The 19,307-nt window shown below is 45.3% G+C and carries 14 protein-coding genes; 5 read left to right on the forward strand and 9 right to left on the reverse strand.

Going from position 1 to position 19,307, the window contains the following annotated elements; translation table 11 throughout:
• Positions 1–17: 17 nt before the first annotated feature.
• Positions 18–1,358, reverse strand: a complete 1,341-nt coding sequence (gene rmuC, locus HXT43_RS05680) for a DNA recombination protein RmuC (RefSeq protein ID WP_415707244.1) — start codon at positions 1,356–1,358, stop codon at positions 18–20.
• Between the two features lie 159 nt (positions 1,359–1,517).
• Positions 1,518–4,112 (reverse strand): ATP-dependent chaperone ClpB, encoded by a 2,595-nt coding sequence (gene clpB / locus HXT43_RS05685; RefSeq protein WP_415707245.1) that lies wholly within the window; start codon positions 4,110–4,112, stop codon positions 1,518–1,520.
• A 315-nt stretch (positions 4,113–4,427) separates the two neighbouring features.
• Here clpB and HXT43_RS05690 point away from each other — a divergent pair, with 315 nt between their 5' ends.
• The gene (locus tag HXT43_RS05690) at positions 4,428–5,243 is read left to right on the forward strand and encodes a fumarylacetoacetate hydrolase family protein (RefSeq protein WP_415707246.1); all 816 of its coding nucleotides are present in this window, start codon (positions 4,428–4,430) and stop codon (positions 5,241–5,243) included.
• A 38-nt stretch (positions 5,244–5,281) separates the two neighbouring features.
• Here the strand turns inward: HXT43_RS05690 and HXT43_RS05695 are convergent, their stop codons facing one another.
• From HXT43_RS05695 to HXT43_RS05705, 3 genes are all read right to left on the reverse strand, one after another.
• The gene (locus HXT43_RS05695) at positions 5,282–6,082 is read right to left on the reverse strand and encodes a YggS family pyridoxal phosphate-dependent enzyme (protein WP_415707247.1); all 801 of its coding nucleotides are present in this window, start codon (positions 6,080–6,082) and stop codon (positions 5,282–5,284) included.
• Between the two features lie 33 nt (positions 6,083–6,115).
• Positions 6,116–7,165, reverse strand: coding sequence for a glutamyl-Q tRNA(Asp) synthetase (locus tag HXT43_RS05700; protein WP_415707248.1), 1,050 nt, complete (start codon positions 7,163–7,165; stop codon positions 6,116–6,118).
• A 152-nt stretch (positions 7,166–7,317) separates the two neighbouring features.
• Positions 7,318–8,049: an MIP/aquaporin family protein gene (locus HXT43_RS05705; RefSeq protein WP_415707260.1), complete on the reverse strand. Its 732-nt coding sequence runs from the start codon at positions 8,047–8,049 to the stop codon at positions 7,318–7,320.
• A 663-nt stretch (positions 8,050–8,712) separates the two neighbouring features.
• On the opposite strand from HXT43_RS05705, the gene HXT43_RS05710 reads away from it, so the two are divergent.
• From HXT43_RS05710 to upp, 4 genes are all read left to right on the forward strand, one after another.
• Entirely contained in the window at positions 8,713–10,950 is a 2,238-nt protein-coding gene (locus HXT43_RS05710) for an RNA degradosome polyphosphate kinase (RefSeq protein ID WP_064340417.1), read from the forward strand.
• Positions 10,951–11,239: 289 nt separating this feature from the next.
• Complete coding sequence (locus HXT43_RS05715) at positions 11,240–12,400, forward strand: NUDIX hydrolase (protein WP_004119574.1); 1,161 nt, start codon at positions 11,240–11,242, stop codon at positions 12,398–12,400.
• A gap of 46 nt (positions 12,401–12,446) precedes the next feature.
• Positions 12,447–13,100, forward strand: coding sequence for a thymidine phosphorylase (locus HXT43_RS05720; RefSeq protein WP_415707249.1), 654 nt, complete (start codon positions 12,447–12,449; stop codon positions 13,098–13,100).
• 314 nt (positions 13,101–13,414) lie between these two features.
• Positions 13,415–14,053 (forward strand): uracil phosphoribosyltransferase, encoded by a 639-nt coding sequence (upp, locus tag HXT43_RS05725; RefSeq protein ID WP_004119581.1) that lies wholly within the window; start codon positions 13,415–13,417, stop codon positions 14,051–14,053.
• A 128-nt stretch (positions 14,054–14,181) separates the two neighbouring features.
• Here upp and HXT43_RS05730 read toward each other — a convergent pair whose 3' ends face one another.
• The 4 genes from HXT43_RS05730 to HXT43_RS05745 form a co-directional block, all read right to left on the reverse strand.
• Entirely contained in the window at positions 14,182–14,979 is a 798-nt protein-coding gene (locus tag HXT43_RS05730) for a type 1 glutamine amidotransferase (RefSeq protein ID WP_101885828.1), read from the reverse strand.
• Positions 14,980–14,984: 5 nt separating this feature from the next.
• Positions 14,985–16,403 (reverse strand): Mur ligase family protein, encoded by a 1,419-nt coding sequence (locus tag HXT43_RS05735; RefSeq protein WP_415707250.1) that lies wholly within the window; start codon positions 16,401–16,403, stop codon positions 14,985–14,987.
• 15 nt (positions 16,404–16,418) lie between these two features.
• A complete protein-coding gene (gene dnaB, locus HXT43_RS05740; RefSeq protein WP_004105840.1) occupies positions 16,419–17,879 on the reverse strand; it encodes a replicative DNA helicase in 1,461 nt (486 codons plus the stop codon).
• Between the two features lie 65 nt (positions 17,880–17,944).
• Positions 17,945–19,306 (reverse strand): MATE family efflux transporter, encoded by a 1,362-nt coding sequence (locus HXT43_RS05745; protein WP_410295713.1) that lies wholly within the window; start codon positions 19,304–19,306, stop codon positions 17,945–17,947.
• Position 19,307 lies beyond the last annotated feature (1 nt).

Consider the following 19,307-nt stretch of genomic DNA (forward strand, 5'->3'; position numbering starts at 1 on the left):
CTTTAATGTTTTTATGCTTAATGTTCTTCTACTGATACTTCTGGAGCGCTCAGCTCTTTAACATCAGCTTTATCAGAATCTATAAGATCTATTGAAGCAATAACTTTACTTTGATCTAACTTCTGAAGTTTACGCGCTGTTACCAACACTCGCGACTCAAGCGAAGAAGCAAACTTATTGTAAGCTGCAACTGTTCTTGCCAAAGATACGCCAAGTTTTGAAGCATTTTCTCCAAGAACCGCAAAGCGATCGTACAATTCTCGAGATAAATCGAAAAGTTCTTTTGCATCATCTGTAAGACTTTGCTGCTGCCATGCGTACGCAACAGACTTAAGCACTGCCCACAAAGTAACTGGTGAAGTGAGTGCTACTTTTTGCGCAAAAGCATCATCCATAAGCGTTGGATCCGCTTCAAGAGCCGCCTGAAGCAACGCTTCGTTTGGAATAAATGCAACTACAAAATCTGGTGCTGTTTCAAAAGCCTGCCAATACGCTTTAGCTCCTAATACTCTAACATGCTCTCGCAAAGCCTTAGCGTGCGCTTTTAGAAGCTCGCTCCTTCTAGCTAATTCTTCGTCACTTGCGTTATCTGGGATTTCACAAGCACGCTGATAATCCGCATACGGAACTTTTGCATCAACTGGAATTGTTTTACCTCCTGGCAGATGCACAACCATATCTGGCCTCTGCTGCTCGCCATCTACTCCAGTTACAACAACCTGCGTATCAAAATCAACATGCTCAAGCAAGCCTGCAGATTCCACAATATTCTTTAGTTGAGCCTCGCCCCAAGCTCCGCGAACCTTATTATTTCGCAATGCTGCAGAAAGCGAACTTGTTTCGCGGTCAAGCCTTGTTTGCTGCTCACTTAAGCCTTTAAGCTGAGTGCTCAGCACGCCCATTTCTTGCTTACGCCCTTCTTCAATCTGCGAAACTTTATTCTTCAATGCTTCGAGATTGTCTTTTACTGGAGCAAGCGCTTCCAAAACTTTACCTTGTTCTTTCAAAGTTTTTTCACGATTTAACCGTTCACGTTCTTCTCGCTCTGCGCGCAATTGCTCTTCGCGATTCACTCGCAATTGCTCTGCCTGCTGCGCTTTAGCAAGTTCTGCTTCAACAAACTTTAATCGCTCAGCAAGCTGCTCTGCTTGCGTGCGATAGCGTATAGCCTGATTGCCATTTTCTTGAGCTTGAGCGCGCGCTTGTTCATACTGCGAGCGCAATTCGTTAAATTCGCGCTGGTTTACGCCATTAGCGCCTTGCGTTCCAGAGTTGTGCTTAACAATAGCCAGCACAACAATGGCGGTTATTACAACAGCAACCACCATTAAAACAAACATCACAATATTATCGAACATACGTTCTATTAAACACTATTGAGTTGACTTTTAAAACATAACTAGACACATGCATTATCTAATACAAAATAGCGTGCCGTCTACTGGAAAATAATCCAATAAACAGCACGCTTTGTTTTATTTGACTACATTATTTGACTACATTAAATAATGCATAGATTACGCAATCTTGAGAGTTACATGGTCGCTAGTATTCTCACAATCCGCAACTACGTGAGCGCCATCATGCACCCTGCCAGAAAGCAGCAATCGCGCAAGTTGATCGCCAATTTCCGTTTGAACCAATCTACGCAACGGACGAGCACCGTAAACTGGATCATAGCCATGCTCTGCAAGCCAAGCGCGAGCAGAATCGCTCACATCCAAGCTAATGCGGCGATCACTCAAGCGTGCAGCCACTTGACGAACTTGAATATCCACAATTCCACCAAGCTCTTCGCGGCTCAACGGATGGAACATAACAAGCTCATCCAAACGGTTGATGAACTCTGGCTTAAACTCAGCGTGAACAGCGTTCATAACAGCCTTGCGTTTAGCAGCATCATCCAAGCCCTCTTGCACAAGGAATTGCGAACCCAAGTTTGATGTCATAATCAAAATCGTATTCGTAAAATCAACCGTTCTACCTTGTCCGTCAGTCAAACGACCATCGTCCAAAACCTGCAACAAAACGTCGAATACTTCTGGATGTGCCTTCTCAACTTCGTCGAAAAGCACTACAGAATACGGACGTCTACGCACAGCTTCAGTAAGCTGGCCGCCTTCCTCATAGCCAATGTAACCAGGAGCAGCACCGATTAAACGCGAAACAGAAGCCTTTTCCATGTACTCACTCATATCAATGCGAACCATTGCACGCTCGTCGTCAAACAAGAAGTCGGCAAGAGCCTTAGCAAGCTCCGTCTTACCAACGCCAGTAGGACCCAAGAATAGGAACGAACCAGTCGGACGATTCGGGTCTGCAATTCCAGCACGACTTCTGCGCACAGCATCCGCTATAGCCTGAATTGCTTCGCTTTGACCAACCACACGCTTAGAAAGCTCCTTTTCCATGTTTAGCAGCTTCTCATTTTCGCCTTGCATCAAGCGACCAACAGGAATGCCAGTCCATTCGCTAACGACTCCTGCAATAGAATCAGCATCAACCTGGTCTGGAACCATTGGCTCTTTTGCTTCACTCTTAGCGTTAGAGGCCTCAGACTCCGCTTCTTCCAAAGCTTTTTGAATGCTTGGAATTTCGCCATACAAAATACGGCTTGCTTGTTCCAAGTTGCCTTCACGCGTGAATTTGTCGGCTTCTACGCGCTTAGCATCGAGTTGCGCTCGCAAATCACCAACCTTGTTATGGCCAGCCTTTTCCGCATCCCAACGCGCTTTCAATCCAGTAAGCCTTTCGCGCGAGTTTGCTAATTCTTCCTGCAACTTTTCTAAGCGTTCTTTAGCAGCAGCATCTTCCGCTTTCTTTAATTGCATTTCTTCCATTTCAAGACGCGTAACTTTGCGCTGCAATTCGTCAATCTCTTCTGGCTGCGAATCAAGCTCCATGCGCAAGTGAGCTGCCGCTTCATCCACCAAATCAATCGCCTTATCTGGAAGTTGTCTGCCAGTAATATAGCGGTTTGAAAGCGTTGCTGCAGCTACGATTGCATCGTCACTAATAGTCACCTTGTGGTGCGCTTCGTAACGTTGCTTAAGTCCACGCAAAATCGTCACAGTATCCTCAACAGACGGCTCGCCAACAAACACTTGCTGGAATCTGCGTTCAAGCGCCGAATCCTTTTCAATATGCTCACGATACTCGTTAAGCGTAGTTGCACCAACCAAGCGCAGCTCACCGCGCGCAAGCATTGGCTTAAGCATATTGCCAGCATCCATTGAACCTTCTGCAGATCCTGCGCCAACAACAGTGTGAATTTCGTCAATAAACGTAATAATTTGACCGTCCGATTGCTGAATTTCCTTCAACACTGCCTTTAAGCGTTCCTCAAACTCGCCGCGATACTTCGAACCTGCAACCATCGAAGCCAAATCGAGACTGATAAGACGCTTGTTTTGCAAAGTCGTAGGCACATCTCCTGCAACAATTCGCTGAGCCAAGCCTTCCACAACTGCCGTTTTACCAACGCCCGGCTCTCCAATTAGCACAGGATTGTTCTTCGTGCGGCGAGAAAGGATCTGAATCACGCGGCGAATCTCCTGGTCGCGACCAATTACTGGGTCGAGCTTTCCTTCGCGAGCGCGCGCAGTCATATCAACAGAATACTTTTCGAGCGCTTTGTAGTTGCCTTCCGCATCCGGACTCGTAACTTTCGCACCTCCGCGTACAGTTGGCACAGCTTTTCGCAACGCGTCTGCGGAAACGTTGTGCTTTTTGAAAATATCCGCAACAGCGTTTGGTTCGCTAGCAACCATGCCGATAAGCATGTGCTCCGTAGAAACGTATTCGTCTCCCATTGCGCGCATTTCTTTTTCTGCCTGGCTTAGCGCAGCCAAAAGCTGACGACTTGCATCTGGCTTAGTTGTAGTTGAACCAGTAGATGAAGGCAACGCCACTAATGCGTTACGAATTTCAGCACCGATTTGTTGCGCGTCCGCCCCCGTTTGCGCAATAAGCGCGCGAACGACGCCCTGCTCTTGGCGAAGTAAAGCATCCGCCAAATGCAAAGTGTCAACTTGCGCATTGCCAGCAGCCGCTGCACTTTGCACAGCGTCACTTAATGCGTCTTGCGCTAGGGTTGTAAACTTTTGTTCCATATCTACCTCACTTCCACGAAAGCTGTAGAAACCATTCCAGTTAAGTCAAATCACTGCAACTTTTATTGCAATTTCAAGCTTTTTGACGATACTTTCGAGTTCTAACGAGCTTTCACTTTCATGTATCTGATACGTATAACAGATTTTCCTATAACTTTATTCCTAAAACTTGAGTGTACTAGACTCAAGTTTTGTTTTCAAGAACTTTCAATCGCAAATAATTTACGCAAATAATTTAATTAAGCAGCAAGCAAAGTTTAGTTAAGTATCGAGCAATGCTTAATTAAGTAGCAAATATGTCGTAATCTTAAAAGCATGAGAATTGCACGTTTTTCGTATAATGAAGTTCCGCAATACGCTTTCGTTCAAAAAGACGAAACCGACGGTAAAGATTATTTAGTAGCGCTTGAAGGGCATCCTTTAAGCCCGCAAGGAGTTAAGCCAACTGGTAAACGTTACGCGTTGGATGCGGATGGCGTGCGCTTGCTTGTGCCTGTAATTCCTTCAAAAGTGTACGGATTGGCAAAAAATTACGATACGCGTTCTGATGACGAGCGCTCTGCTTCTCCTGCGGCTTCTTCGCATACCGCCGCAGATATGGTTATTTTTACAAAGCCGAGCACTTCTGTAATTGGTCCAGACGATCCGATTGTGATTCCTGCTTGCTCAAACGACATGAATTTTGAGCCAGAAGTGGCAGTTGTTATGGGCAAAATCGCCAAAAATGTGACTGCAGATACCGCAATGAATTACGTTTTTGGCTTTACTTGCGTAAATGACGTAACTTTACGAGATTGCGCAGGAAGCGACCCAATGTGGACGCGCGCAAAAGGTTTCGACACTTCTTGCCCACTTGGACCTTGGATTACAACCGAGCTAAATTGGCGCGATGCACATATTTCATTTACGCTTAATGGTGAAAATGTGCCAGAAGCCGACGGCACTACAGCTCGACTTATTCACAGCATTCCTGAGCAAATTGCTGCGATTTCAAGCTTCTCAACGCTTCTTCCAGGAGATGTAATTTTGACAGGAACTCCATACCCAGCTGGAACTTTACGCGCTGGTGACGAAGCGATTGTGCACGTAGATGGTATTGGCTCGCTGCGCAATGTGATTGTGCATGCGTAACTAAAATCATCAATTTGACTTAAAACTTTGACTTAAAACTACACAAATGCTCGTGGGCCAAAGATTGCCGAACCGATTCTAACCATTGTTGAGCCTTCGGCAATCGCCCACGCAAAATCGCCGGACATTCCCATCGAAAGCTCTAGTTTTGCAGAGTTTCCATCATAATCTTGCGCGAGTTGTTCACTCACACAATCTCTAATTTCTCGCAATTTTGCAAAACCGCTTCTCACTATTTTTTCATCGTCTACGCGCGCTCCGAGCGTCATAAATCCGTGCAAATTGAGCGCAGGCAGGCTAGATATAGCGAGCGCTTCGTCAATCGCACGTTCTGGCGCGCATCCGGATTTTGTAGCTTCTCCCGAAACATTCACTTCCAACATAACGTCTGTGCAAAGTCCCAAATTTTGCGCGCGAGCAGATATTTTTTGCGCAAGATCAATGCTGTCAACCGACTGAATACCATTTGCAAGCGGCAAAACTTTGTTTATTTTATTGCTTTGCAGCTGACCAATTAAGTAGAGCGGAATTTCGCCGTTTACACCAACGCTTAAACCTTCTCTAGCAGCTTCCGCGCGTAAAATTTCGGCTTTTGCAACGATTTCTTGTGGGCGATTTTCCCCAATTACTCGCACTCCTGCTCTGAGCGCTGCCATGATTTCGCCAACATCTCGCGTTTTAGTTGCGGCAAGTAGTGTAACCGACTCAGCTTTGCGACCATAATGCGATTCGGCTTGAGCAATGGCGTCTTGCACGCTGTGCACGCCGTCGGCAATTTGACGCGCACGAACACAATCAACCTCAGTATTCGCTAAATCTTTTTGCGTCATATATGCCATTTATGCCCCAATCTATCAATCTAAATACATAGTTTAGTCGAGGAAGGGCACGGATTTGTCGGCTAGGTTTGCGCGAACAGAATCCCACGGCGTGTCAAGGCTTTCAAACAACGCAAGCGCATCGGCAGCACTCATATCTACCGATTGATTTTGACCATGCTTTTTGTATCCCAGAAGATACATACAATAGCCAATCATGCGCTCGGCACTCCAGCCAGATTCTCGAAGCGCACCGACGTCTAGCGAGTGCTTACTTTTTGCAAGCCGCTCACCTTGAGCGTTATCAATTAGCGGCAAGTGCGCAAATTGCGGACGCACATAATGCGTACCGTGAGCCGCAAAAAATCCTGATTTTTCAAGCAGCTCACCAATCCAAATTTGAAGCGCCGCAGAACGAAGCAAATCGCGGCCGCGCACAATATCATTTACTCCCGAAAGCACGTCGTCAACAACAACCGCAAGCTGGTAAGAAAAAACGCCATCCGCTCGGCGAATCACCATATCCCCCAAATCACGATTAATGTTAAACGATTGCGCACCAAAAATCGCGTCTTCAAAATCAATATTTGCTTGCCTCGAATCAGCCGAGGGAACAGCAAGCCTTAAAGAATGTTGCTGATTATTTTGCAAACGCTTTTCGATTTGTGCCAGACCTTCCGCGTTTTTGCGAAGATTTCTGCACGTACCCGGGTAGCGTATAAAACCGTCGCCTTCTTGCGGAGCTGCAATCGCGCGAATATCGGAACGCGAGCAAAAACATGGGTAGATTAGAGAATTCCCGTCTTCGTCTTGCAAAGATTCTAACGCATCAAGAGCTTCTTGGTAAATTGCAGTGCGTTCATGCTGATAAGTCGGCTCGCCGACCCAATCAAGCCCAGCCCACTTCAAATCGTCAATAACTCGCGCGCTAGCATCCTTTGGCATGCGCGCAATATCAAGATCTTCCAGACGTAAAAGCATGTGTCCGCCTTGCGATTTTGCAGAGAGCCACGCAGCCAACATTGCTACCATATTGCCAATATGCATACGCCCAGAAGGAGTAGGCGCAAAACGACCAATTGCAATAGTTGACTTCGAAAACATGATTTAGTCTTTCTTAATATCTTTAATTAATAAGCATAAACTTGCAAAGCATAAGCTTACAAAATAAAAAGCGCGTAACGCATTCATACTAGCATTACGCGCTTCTTACAATCGCAATCAACCGCAATCAATTACAGCTAAAAGCAACTACTTTATGCAAATAACGACTTATACATAACCACACCCAAGATTGCGCCGGCAATAGGAGCAATAACTGGAATCCACGCTTCACCCCAGCGAGAAGATCCCTTGTGCGGAATTGGCAAAATTGCGTGAAGCAAACGCGGCATAAGATCACGAGCAGGATTCAAAGCAGGACCAGTTGGACCACCCATAGAAGTCACCAAACCCCAAACAACGAAGCCAACTACGATTGAAGCACCAGCCAAATTCTTCTCACCCCATGGAGAAGTAAGGCAGCAAAGAGCTGCCAAAACAAGCACAAGCGTGCCAAAGAATTCGTTAAGGAAGTAATTAAGCTTGTTGTTATAAGCATCCGTAGTGCAGAAAGTGCCAAGAATATCTCCCGGCTCCTCAGTTTCGTTGTAGTGCGGCAAATACGTTACGTACACAATAAGCTGACCAACCAACGCACCCAAAAGCTGTGCAACAATATAAGGCACAACGTTAGCCCATGGGAACATGCCGTTTACAGCTTGCGCAATTGTCATAGCAGGATTGATGTGCGCGTGGGAAATTCCGCCAAACATGAGCACTGGGAACATAACACCAAAACCGTAGCCCATAGCAATATTTAGCCAGCCAGCATGGTGCCCTTTAGTATTTTTTAATTCAACGTTTGCTACAGCACCGTTTCCGAAAATCATGAGAATAGCAGTGCCAATAAATTCTGCGGCCAACATTGCCATAAACGAATGTTGCATGGTCCTTCGATCCTTCTTACCTGTTTCAAACTCCACACACGTAATCACGCGTATAAATAACGACTCGTCGCTTAACAATCGTCCAACAACTCGCAATTGCGATTAGCACAGCATGGAACACAATATATTCTCATTTTCAAAGAAGCTAAGAAAATGAATTCCAACATTTATTCTTTGATAGTTTCCCTTATACGCGCGACAGTCTGCGTAAATAGTAAAATCGCCCTCACATCAAAAGAGGCCCGCCACTTTGGCGAGCCTCTTATCTACAAAAACAATATCTGCGGTTTCATCTTCACAACATCCTCGTTGCAACGGTTAAAGTCTTAAATATCCCGTCCAACGTCCACGGATTTCATATCCATACACTTTTGTGGGTTACCGCTATCTCTTTTTTGTTTTTGTAATTATTATTATCATCGTTTTTTACCTAATAGTAAAGAGCAAATTAGCCTTTGTTAACATATTGTCACTACTGTTCAATTGCACACGAAAAATCGTAACTCTTGCGGCCTTTTGTGAACATGCAAAGGTTATCATGTTAAATTACGTTCGCATGAGACACACTCCGGCGTGTCGCAAGATATTTTTCGAGCGCGAAGCAAGCAAATAAAATCGACACTCATTCGCGCACTTCCCTTACAACGCATACAATTACAGAATATGGTACAAATTTTTGACGCTCCCTCAAAGGCGATTCTGCGCGGTCAAATTGCAGAGCATATCGCCGAAGATGAAAAGGCAGAAAAGCGTGAAGCTCGTGAGGGTGAGCTACCGTTGCCAAAAGATCGTTTCTTCGACCGAGAATTAAGCTGGTTGAAGTTCAATCGTCGCGTGCTTGAGTTGGCTCAGAATACAGATTTGCCACTTCTTGAACGCGCTAATTTTGCTGCTATATTTGCGTCAAATCTCGACGAATTCTTTATGGTTAGAGTTGCAGGATTAAAGCGCAGAATAGATTCTGGAATAGCAGTAACTGCAGCATCCGGCTTAAGCCCTCGCCAGCAGTTGCGCGCTATTAGTGAGGTAACTCACCGCCGTCAAGATGAGCACGCTCACTATGTTATTGAGCACATTCTTCCTGAGCTTGCCAAACAGCGCATTGTTTTGCTCAGCTGGGATAAGCTTACAGAATCAGAAAAAGCACGTTTGTCTGATTACTACAAAAAGCAAGTTTTCCCTGTTCTTACGCCTCTTGCAGTGGATCCTGCTCACCCATTCCCGTACATTTCCGGCAAGTCTATTAACTTGGCTGTTATCGTCGAAAATCCAAATTCTGGAAAGTCGCATTTTGCTCGTGTAAAGATTCCAGATAATTTGAATCGCCTTGTACCAGTTGACGATTTAACAGACGAGGAAGGTCGCGAAGAGCGTTACGGCTTCATTACTATGGAAAAGCTGATTGCAGCACACTTGGAATCGCTTTTCCCAGGCATGATTATTAAGGAAGCCCGCTCATTCCGAGTTACTCGTAACGAAGATATTGACGTTGAGGAAGATGACGCAGAAAACTTGCTCAACGCTATGGAGAAGGAACTTCTTCGCCGCCGCTTTGGACCGCCAATTCGTTTGGAAATTTCTAACGAGGCCAGCCCATTCCTTTCTCAGCTTCTTGCAAATCAGCTTCGCGTAAGCCCTGAGGAAGTATATCGCTTGCCTTCGCCGCTTGATATGACGGTACTGTTTGAATTGCAAGCGCTTGACCGCCCTGATTTGAAGTATCGTCCGTTCATTCCTACTACGAACCGTCAGATTGCGGAAGTTGAAACTAGCCACGCGCAAGATATTTTCGCTTCTATTCGCGAGCATGACATTTTGTTGCATCATCCTTACGATTCGTTCTCTACTTCTGTACAGGCATTCCTCGCGCAGGCTGCTGCGGATCCAAAAGTGCTTGCAATTAAGCAAACTTTGTACCGTACGTCTAGCAATTCGCCAATTATTGACGCTCTTGTTGACGCAGCTCACGCTGGCAAACAGGTACTTGCGCTGGTTGAGATTAAGGCACGATTTGACGAGGACGCAAATATTGCTTGGGCTCGTAAGCTTGAGCGCGCAGGCGTTCACGTTGTGTACGGCATTGTTGGTTTGAAAACTCACTGCAAGCTTTCGCTCGTGGTTCGTCAGGAAGCAGAAGGATTGCGCCGCTACTGCCACGTTGGTACAGGTAATTACAATCCTAAGACTGCTCGCTTGTACACGGATTTGGGATTGCTTACTTGCGATCCTGTAGTCGGCCAGGATTTGACTCGCTTGTTTAACCAGCTTTCTGGTTACGCGCCGAAGTCTAGTTTCCACCGCCTGCTTGTTGCCCCTCGTACAGTTCGCACAGGTATTATTGCGCGAATTCAGCGCGAGGAAGCTGCAGCTCTTGCTGGTAAAGAAGCATGGATTAAGATTAAGGTCAATTCTGTAGTTGACGAGCGGACTATTGACGCTTTGTATCGAGCTTCGCAAGCTGGAGTAAAGATTGATATTGTTGAGCGTGGTATCTGCTCGCTTAAGCCTGGCATTGAAGGATTGAGCGACAATATTCGCGTTCGTTCTATTCTTGGCCGATTCCTTGAGCACAGCCGCATTTACGCTTTTGCTAACTCTTGCGGTCCGCAGATTGGCGACGGTCCTGCAAGCGGCCCAGAAGTGTGGATTGGTTCGGCTGATTTAATGCACCGCAATCTTGACCGCCGCGTTGAGACGCTGGTTCGTATCAGTGCGCCTGATCAGGTTGAAGCTTTAATCCAGTACATTGATTTGCAAATGGCTGATTCTACTGTTTCGTGGTGGATGGATGGTGACGGCACGTATACCTTGCATTCTCGCGATAAGGAAGGTCGTCCGCTCGTTGACAGCCAGGCTTACTTGATTCATACTCACACGCGTAAGCCTCGCGGCGCGAACTAATCGCAAGCAACTAAATAAACGATAAGTAAGAGCCAGATTCAGTAACATGTTTCTGGCTCTTTTTGTGTTTATTACCACTTCTAATCTGACTAAATCTCAAGCGTTCCAGCAATAGTCGAAATCTTCTACAGCACCATTTGCCAGTTTTAGGAAGTTTTTTAAGTAATTATTTATCAGTTTTGGCAAATTTAAGGATTATAAAACAATTTGTTACTGTTATGACTGTGACAAAAGTAAAAGATTACGGCACAACTAAAAGTTGTGAAAGAAAACCGCTAAAATAGTGAATATGAGTGCAGTAACGACGCAATACGTTGAAGCAGCTGGCGGAATTATTTATCGCAAGCGCAATACTACAAACAGCTCAAATGCAAGTGGAGAGGCAAAAACAAGCAGCGACTCAATAAAGTCTAGCGACGATGATTTTGAGCTTTGCCTAGTCTACCGTCCTAAATATGACGATTGGAGCTGGCCAAAAGGAAAGAATGAGCCAAAAGAATCACATCGCCACACAGCAGTGCGCGAAGTTGGAGAAGAAACAGGATATTCAGTCACACTAGGTCCGCACATCGCCAAAATAGAGTATCCGCTTGAGCGCGAAGGCAAAAAATCTTCCAAGAGCAACACATCAAATAGCAACCAAAATCGCAATTCTCAGCCGGAAGTAATAAAGCGAATCCACTACTGGATGATGCGCTTAATCGATAAGCCAACCGCAGCAAAGCGTCTTCCTGCTTTCGGACCAATTAAGCCTGCTAAACCCACTGAAATCGGCAATGTGTTATGGCTTACTCCTTCTCAAGCACGAAAAAAGCTTACGCACGATAGTGACCGCGAAGTGCTAGATGCTTTCTTAGAGAAGCTACACGAAGGTCAAGCAGAATATAGCACGTTGCTTTTAGTGCGTCACGGAAAAGCTGAGTCTCGAAAAACTTGGCAAGGAAGCGAAGCGACTCGACCAATCACGCCTCTAGGTGCTGCCGCCTCATACGCTTTAGGCCGCGAGCTTGCCTGCTACGCGCCGAATAAAATCATATCGTCTCCTTGGAAGCGTTGCTTAGAAACAGTTGCGGCTTTTGCGCACGACTCTTCGCTTTCTATCGAACAGGTTGCGGAACTTACAGAAGATTGTCACGAGAAAAAACCAAAATCTACATTGTCTGTGCTTATAAACGAAATACAAAATCTTGAGTGCAACACACAAAATACAAGCGAAACTAACAATGTAAGCACAACCAACAATGCAACAGTCATATGCTTGCATCGCCCGGTTATCGGCACTTTCTTCGATTATTTACGCGAAATAACAAAACCTAGAGCACACAAACGCATACTCAGCCAAAAATCTCCATACATGCCTACAGGAAGCGCAATAGTTTTGCACATAATTAATACCCCTAAAGGCGCTCGCATTATCGATATTGAAAAGGTTCTTCCAAGTGTCTACTAGTTTAAATTCGCAATCGAGTTCTATTCATTCAAGCAGATCTGCTTTTATGCCAAGCCCCACAGGAGCCGCCCGTCCTAGCAGACCTGCACAAATGGATCCTGCGATGCTCGCGCAGATTGAAGGTGGCACAGATCCGCAGGTTGTAAACGAAATTAGCCACACTTCAGCCGCTGTTTTACTTAACCGCGTTCATAAAACGCAGTCGCCGGAAATCGTTGAGCGCGTGCTGAATTTGGTTGAGAATGAAGGCATTGAAGTTATTGCAGATTTGTGGAGTCACGCGGAGGCTGAGTCTCTTCCTGGAATGTTGTGGCGACTGTATTTATTGCGCATGTCGCTACGAAAACAGCGCGAAGCTTACGCTGAGTATTGGCGCCTTGGCGAGCCTGAAGCAACGAGCGCTTCAGCTATTACAGGAATTGACGAAGCTCCTACAGGAGAGGATATTGCACGACTTGCAGATTCTATTCTTTCCGGTGCTTTTACAGGCGATTTTGCTGTAGCGCTTTACAGATCTTCAGCTTTTACTTCGATTATTGCACGCGGAATGCGAATTTACGCAAAAAAGTTAGGCGAGCAAGCAAATACAATACATACGCAGAAAATTGCAAAAGTTTTGCATATCTCCGCAAATATGCACGCGCTTTCGTCATCTTTTGCTCATGGAGCAAAATTGTGGCGCGCAGGAAAGTTGGAATAAATTATTTGCGATTAAAATTGTGCGGCGCGTGAAAATAGAAAACAAGGTATACTCAAAATGATGCTGGCTTGTGTTTAAGCCCCGGGCTCCATTTTTTGCCGCTGCGAGCGGCGTTTGCGCCGACAGGCGCTTTCGCAAGTCAGTATCGTTTCTGTTCTGAATTTTAGATTTTATATTTTACGTTTTATATTTTAGATTTTTGCTATCTAAGTTTAGATAAAATATATATTTTTACTCACATTTGTTTATATTTCACGCAAAAATAACGGCACGCCGCTAGCTTAACGTGCAATGCTTGCACTAATCTAGAAAGTATGGATCTTCATGTTTTACATCATCCGCTGGTGGACCACAAGCTCACCGTTTTGCGAGATAAGAATACACCTTCTAACATTTTCCGCGAGTTGGTTTCCGAATTGGTAACCCTCGAAGCATACGAAGCAACCCGCAATTTGGAAGTTAGCGATCGCGAGATTGAAACTCCTATTTGCAAGATGACTGGCAAGCATTTGAACCGCCCACGCCCAATGGTTGTGCCGGTTTTGCGCGCTGGTCTTGGCATGCTCGACGGCATGACTCGCCTTCTTCCAACCGCTGAGGTTGGATTCCTTGGCATGAAGCGCGACGAGCAGACGCTCGACATCATCACTTATGCCAACCGTTTACCAGAAGATTTAACTGGCCGTCAGTGCTTCCTTCTTGACCCAATGCTTGCCACTGGTGGCACTCTTATTGCTGCTACACACTATTTGGCTGAGCGCGGTGCTAAGGACGTTACTGCTATTAACATTTTGGCAGCTCCAGAAGGCTTGGAACGCCTGGAGAAGGAGATTGATCCTTCTATTGACTTTAAGGTTGTTGTTTGCGCTGTTGATGAGCATTTGAACGACAAAGCTTATATCGTTCCAGGTCTTGGCGACGCCGGCGATCGCTTGTATGGCTTGATTGACTAATAGTTACTAACCAAATCAAGCGAAAGCTAGAATCAAAAACTACAAAAAGCCTGCTGATTTTGCAACACTTTGCAAGTTCAGCAGGCTTTTGTGTTTAGCGTTGACAAATTTTGCGCAGATAAATCTCTTTACCGCGGACGAGTTACGGCCACTTCGCGAGCGCGCTCTGCTAATTCGTCTAGTTTAGCAATTTCCGCGCGTTGAGAATCAGTCTGCTTTGGCGAAAATTCGCCGTAACGATTTTGCGCAGCAGTACGGATTAAAAAGTCAGCCAGACGCGGATTTTTTGGCAAAACTGAGCCGTGCATATAAGTGCCAATAACATTGTATTTGCGCGCTCCTTCCGTGTGATCCTTGCCATTATTACCGCAATTTTCACTATCAACCGAGCCAAGTGGCTGAGTATCACCCTCCAAGCTTGTTCGTCCAGAATGGTTCTCATAGCCCACAATATCGCCAAAATCGTCGCTATGTTCCACAAGATTTCCAATCATGCGCACATCTTGACCAACCGTATGCTCACCAAGTATTCCAATTCCTTTAAGCTTTTGACCCTCAACGGTTTCAAAATACTCTCCAAAAAGCTGGTAAAGTCCACAAATCATAAGCATTGGAACGCCATCTTTTGCAAGCTCACGAATCGCGTCCGCGCGCGCAAATAAATCTTCAGTGACTCTGCTTTGCCCATGATCTTGACCGCCGCCGCCAAGAATCATATCCACGCGCTCTGGCCATAAATCGCCAACGTTGTACTCGTGAAGCACAGGCTTATAACCGTACAATTCCGCTCTGCGCATAATCGTAAGCACATTGCCGTAGTCGCCGTAAATATTCATGTCTTTTGGATACAGCGACACAATATCTAGCACGCGATTTGCGTTTTCAAAAGTAGCATTTGCTTTACTAATATTACTGGAATCATTCATGACAACTACTTTCCAACTCCAACGTCTTTAACTTCCGCGAGTTGCGCTAAAGCAGCGCGTACGCGAAGCATGGCAGTATACGTGCAGTATATGCGTTTAGCATTTTTAGTATTGCCACTAAAATCGCCATTTACAAAAGCTTTAGCATCTTCTTCCAAATCCGTATTCACATTGCGAGCCTCAACCTTATCGTATTGCAGCCGCAAAGCCATATCCCATGCGCGAGTACCAGAAACGCACTCAACTCCAGTGCCGCTAAAGCTTGCAAAATCAACGTCCCACAGCCAGCTCATGTCTCTACCGTCAGCGTATTCGTCACAAATTGCAATCATGGTATCGTGATTTTGCGGATGGTCCGAAGCAATCGCAAGTCTAAAACCAATAGGATTCTTCACTAAAACAAGCTCAACAGGAGCGCCATTAACTTCAATTACTTCGCCTCTACCAAAAGCAGGAGTTACGTGCGAAATCGCTTCCATAAGCGCATCGTCATCGAATTTTTGCAGCGCAGAATTTTGTTTTGCAGCGTCCGCCAAGATAGTGCGAACTACTGTTGCTGCAGCAGCAGCGTTGAAAATATTGTAAGCACCGTCAAGTTTTACAGAAGTAGTTTTACGCTTGCCATCAAGTATAAACTCAGCCTCATGGTCTCCAACTTTTGAAAGCACAACGTCTGCTTTAGGAAGATTGTTAGCCTTGCTTTCTGCAGCATCTTCGCAATTTTCGCTTTTTTCGGAACTATTGTGCAAATCATCATCCGTCGGGAACATGCTTTTTACAGCGTCATCCAAACCAAAATACCGCACACAAGTCCCGGAAGGAACAACTTTTGCAAGCGCGCAAATACGTGGATCCTCACGGTTTAGCACTACCGTCCCTTCGGTTGCTTCAGCCACGTTGCTTAATAGTTTTGCAGTTGTGTCAATTTCGCCGAATCGGTCGAGCTGATCTCGCATAACGTTTAGCAATAAAGAGTAGCGTGGCTTGATTTGATTTACAAAATGCACTGCGTACGCTTCGTCGAGCTCTAAAACTGCAATATCCGCATTTAGTTTTGTGCCAAAAGCAGGCATTGTTTTTGCAAGGGCTGCCACTACTCCTCTAGTAAAGTTTGAACCGGTTGGATTAGTAAATACGTTAAGTCCTGCGTCGCGCAGCATAGAAGTTACCATACGCGTTGTGGTAGTTTTGCCATTGGTGCCAGAAATCAACACTATTCCGTACGGCAATGCGGCAAGAGTGCGCGCTAAAAAGCCAGAATCGAGGCTCTCAATAACTTTCCCAGGCAATGCGCTTCCACCATGGTGAAGCACCCTAGAAAGAGCGCAAACAAGCTTTCCTACAGCAGGCATGGCAAAACTGTACCAATGCTTATGCAAATTTTGGCGCAACTTTTTATGCGATTCATGGTCGCGGCTTGACATACTAAATCACACCCCTTATTGCTGGTAGTCTTGCGGCATATCCATGAACTTGGAAGTTGCACCCAAGAAGGCAAGATTAAACGTGTCAGTAGGGCCGTTACGATGCTTTGCCATAATAATATCTGCTTCGCCTGGGCGATCTTCCTTATTGTAAAAATCAGGGCGATGCACTAGGAACACAACGTCAGCATCCTGCTCAATAGAACCAGATTCGCGCAAATCTGAAAGCTGTGGTTTCTTGTCGTTTCGCATTTCCGGTCCACGATTAAGCTGGCTCAAAGCCACAACTGGCACTTCAAGCTCTTTAGCAAGAAGCTTCAGCGCACGCGAGAATTCCGAAACTTCTTGCTGGCGACTTTCCACGCGCTTACCGGAACTCATCAGCTGAAGGTAATCGATAACTACCAGTTTCAAATCATTTGTTTGCTTCAAACGGCGGCATTTTGCGCGAATCTCCATCAAGCTCATATTTGGACTGTCATCAATAAAAAGCGGAGCGTTTTGCATTTTTGTCCAAAAAGTATTAAGAGTATTCCAACGATCTGGAGTAATATCTTCCGCTCTTCGCATAGCAGCGAGTGGGATATTAGTTTCTGCAGCAATAATGCGCTGAGCCAATTCCACTTTGCTCATTTCTAGAGAGAATACAATAGACGTCATATTGTGGTGCAGTGCAGCCGAACGAGCAAAATCAATGCCAAGTGTTGACTTACCCATAGCCGGACGACCAGCAACAACAATCATTTGACCAGGCTGCAAACCCTGCGTAACTTCGTCAATATCTCTAAATCCAGTCGGCACACCTTGTTCAAGTTCGTGATTTTGCATTTTATCTAACTGATCAAGTGTATTTTGCAAAACTGGACCAATAGCAACGTAATCTTGACGCACTTTGCCAGCACTCATTTCATACACTTCTGATTGCGCAAGATTTACAATATCTTCTGCTTGCGCCCCGGAAGCAGAATAGCCCATTTGTGCAATTTTTGTGCCAGCAGTAATAACGTTACGAAGAACAGCATTTTGATGCACAATATCTGCGTAGTACATTGCGTTTGCGGCTGTTGGCACAGAAGCTACTAGGCTGTGCAAATAGTCAGCTCCGCCAACTTTATCGAGATTTCCATCTTTCATTAATTCGTTAGCTACAAGCACAACGTCAACAGGCTGTGAGCCAGCGAAAAGCGTAAGAATAGCATCGTAAATTGTTTGGTGCTGCGGTAAATAAAAATCTGATGTTTCAAGTAATTGAGACACTTCGCCAATAGCATCTTTGCTCATGAGCATTCCGCCAAGCACAGCCATTTCTGCATCAACATCGTGAGGAGGCACACGATCAAACAACGTAGCACCTACTTCGGCACCACGATTTGCAACGCCAGAACCATATGCAGAGGCGTCACCATTGCCACCATGATTGCTACCTGCGCGGATAACATTGCCTTTAGTAGATTGCCACATATCATTATCTGCCATAGAAACGAGTATAAACGCGCGCACGTATTATGAAAAAACGTAAATGTATTAACACAAAACTTTATCTACATTTTTAGCGCAGAATCCATCCACGTATCATTTCTTATGCGCAAACTATTGCCTATTGCACGCCCCCCAATATAAATAGCATTTAAAACAACCCATAAACTAATAGTTCTTATCACGTCATTAGCATCAACAACGACATCAAAAACGCTTGTGAGCGCCAAAAATGTTAAATACACGGCAGCCATTACTGAGCAAGCTTTTGCTAAGTAGCGATGATCACCTGCGCCAATTAATACGCCATCTAACGCCCACATCCATCCAGCAAGAGGCAAGAACAATCCTAATATTGTCATACCTACAGAAATTAAAAACTGAATATCTGTATGCTGACTAAATAGTGGCGCGCAACTCCAACCCACGAAAATCATGAATAAACCGACTCCTACGCTGCTTACAGCTCCCACTTGAGCACAAATACGCGTAATCATTCCTGCGCGCTTACGACAGCCTGCACCTAGTGCTGCAGCAACAATAGTCTGCGCAGCAATACCAATTGCATCTAAAATATTCATAACAAAATTCCAGCAAGAATTAGCAACCTGATACGCAGCGAGAGTATTGGTACCGAGATGAGTCGCAGTAACAACCGTAGCTACCATGCACACACGCAATGCAAGTGTACGAACAAACAAAGGCATACCAGTTCCAGCAGAATGTAGAATATGCTGGAAATGCGGTTTGAGACGCGCACCACTTTGAGTAGCCCAAATAATTGCAGGAATAGTGAGAACAAGTCCCATATACCATTGCGCAATCATTGTTGCAATACCAGAGCCAGCAATTCCCATGTTGAGACCAAATACTGCGATTATATCGAGAATTGTATTTAGAACAGCTCCACTTACAGCAGCAAATAATGTTATGCGCACGTTGCAAAGACCGCGAAATATGCCATTTGCTGCATATACGAGTAGCATCGCAGGCAATCCAGGCATAACCATTTGTGTGTACACAATAGCATTTTGCAACGTAGAGCCACGCGCGCCTATTGCGTAGCATAACGGTTCAGCGGCAAAAATAAGTATGACTGTAAGAATTATGCCAAGCAATAATGCAAGCCACAACCCATCCATGCCAATGCTAAAACCTTCTCGACGCTTACCTGCGCCTAAAAGACGCGCAACCTGTGAAGTTGTGTTGTAAGCCAAAAATAAGCAAAGACCTGTAGTAGTAAGAAGTACCGTTGATCCGATAGAAAGACCTGCTAGAGCACTTTTGCCAATATGGCCAATAATAGCAGTGTCAATAAGTACAAATGCTGGCTCAGATATGAGCTGTCCAAAAGTTGGTACGGCTAGTAGCCAAATATTGCGCAGTACGTCTTTTTTGTTCTGGTTGTCCAACTTTTGATTTGTCATA

The organism is Gardnerella sp. DNF01195, from assembly GCF_049244175.1.
In the GTDB taxonomy this organism is placed as follows: Bacteria; Actinomycetota; Actinomycetes; order Actinomycetales; family Bifidobacteriaceae; genus Bifidobacterium; species Bifidobacterium leopoldii.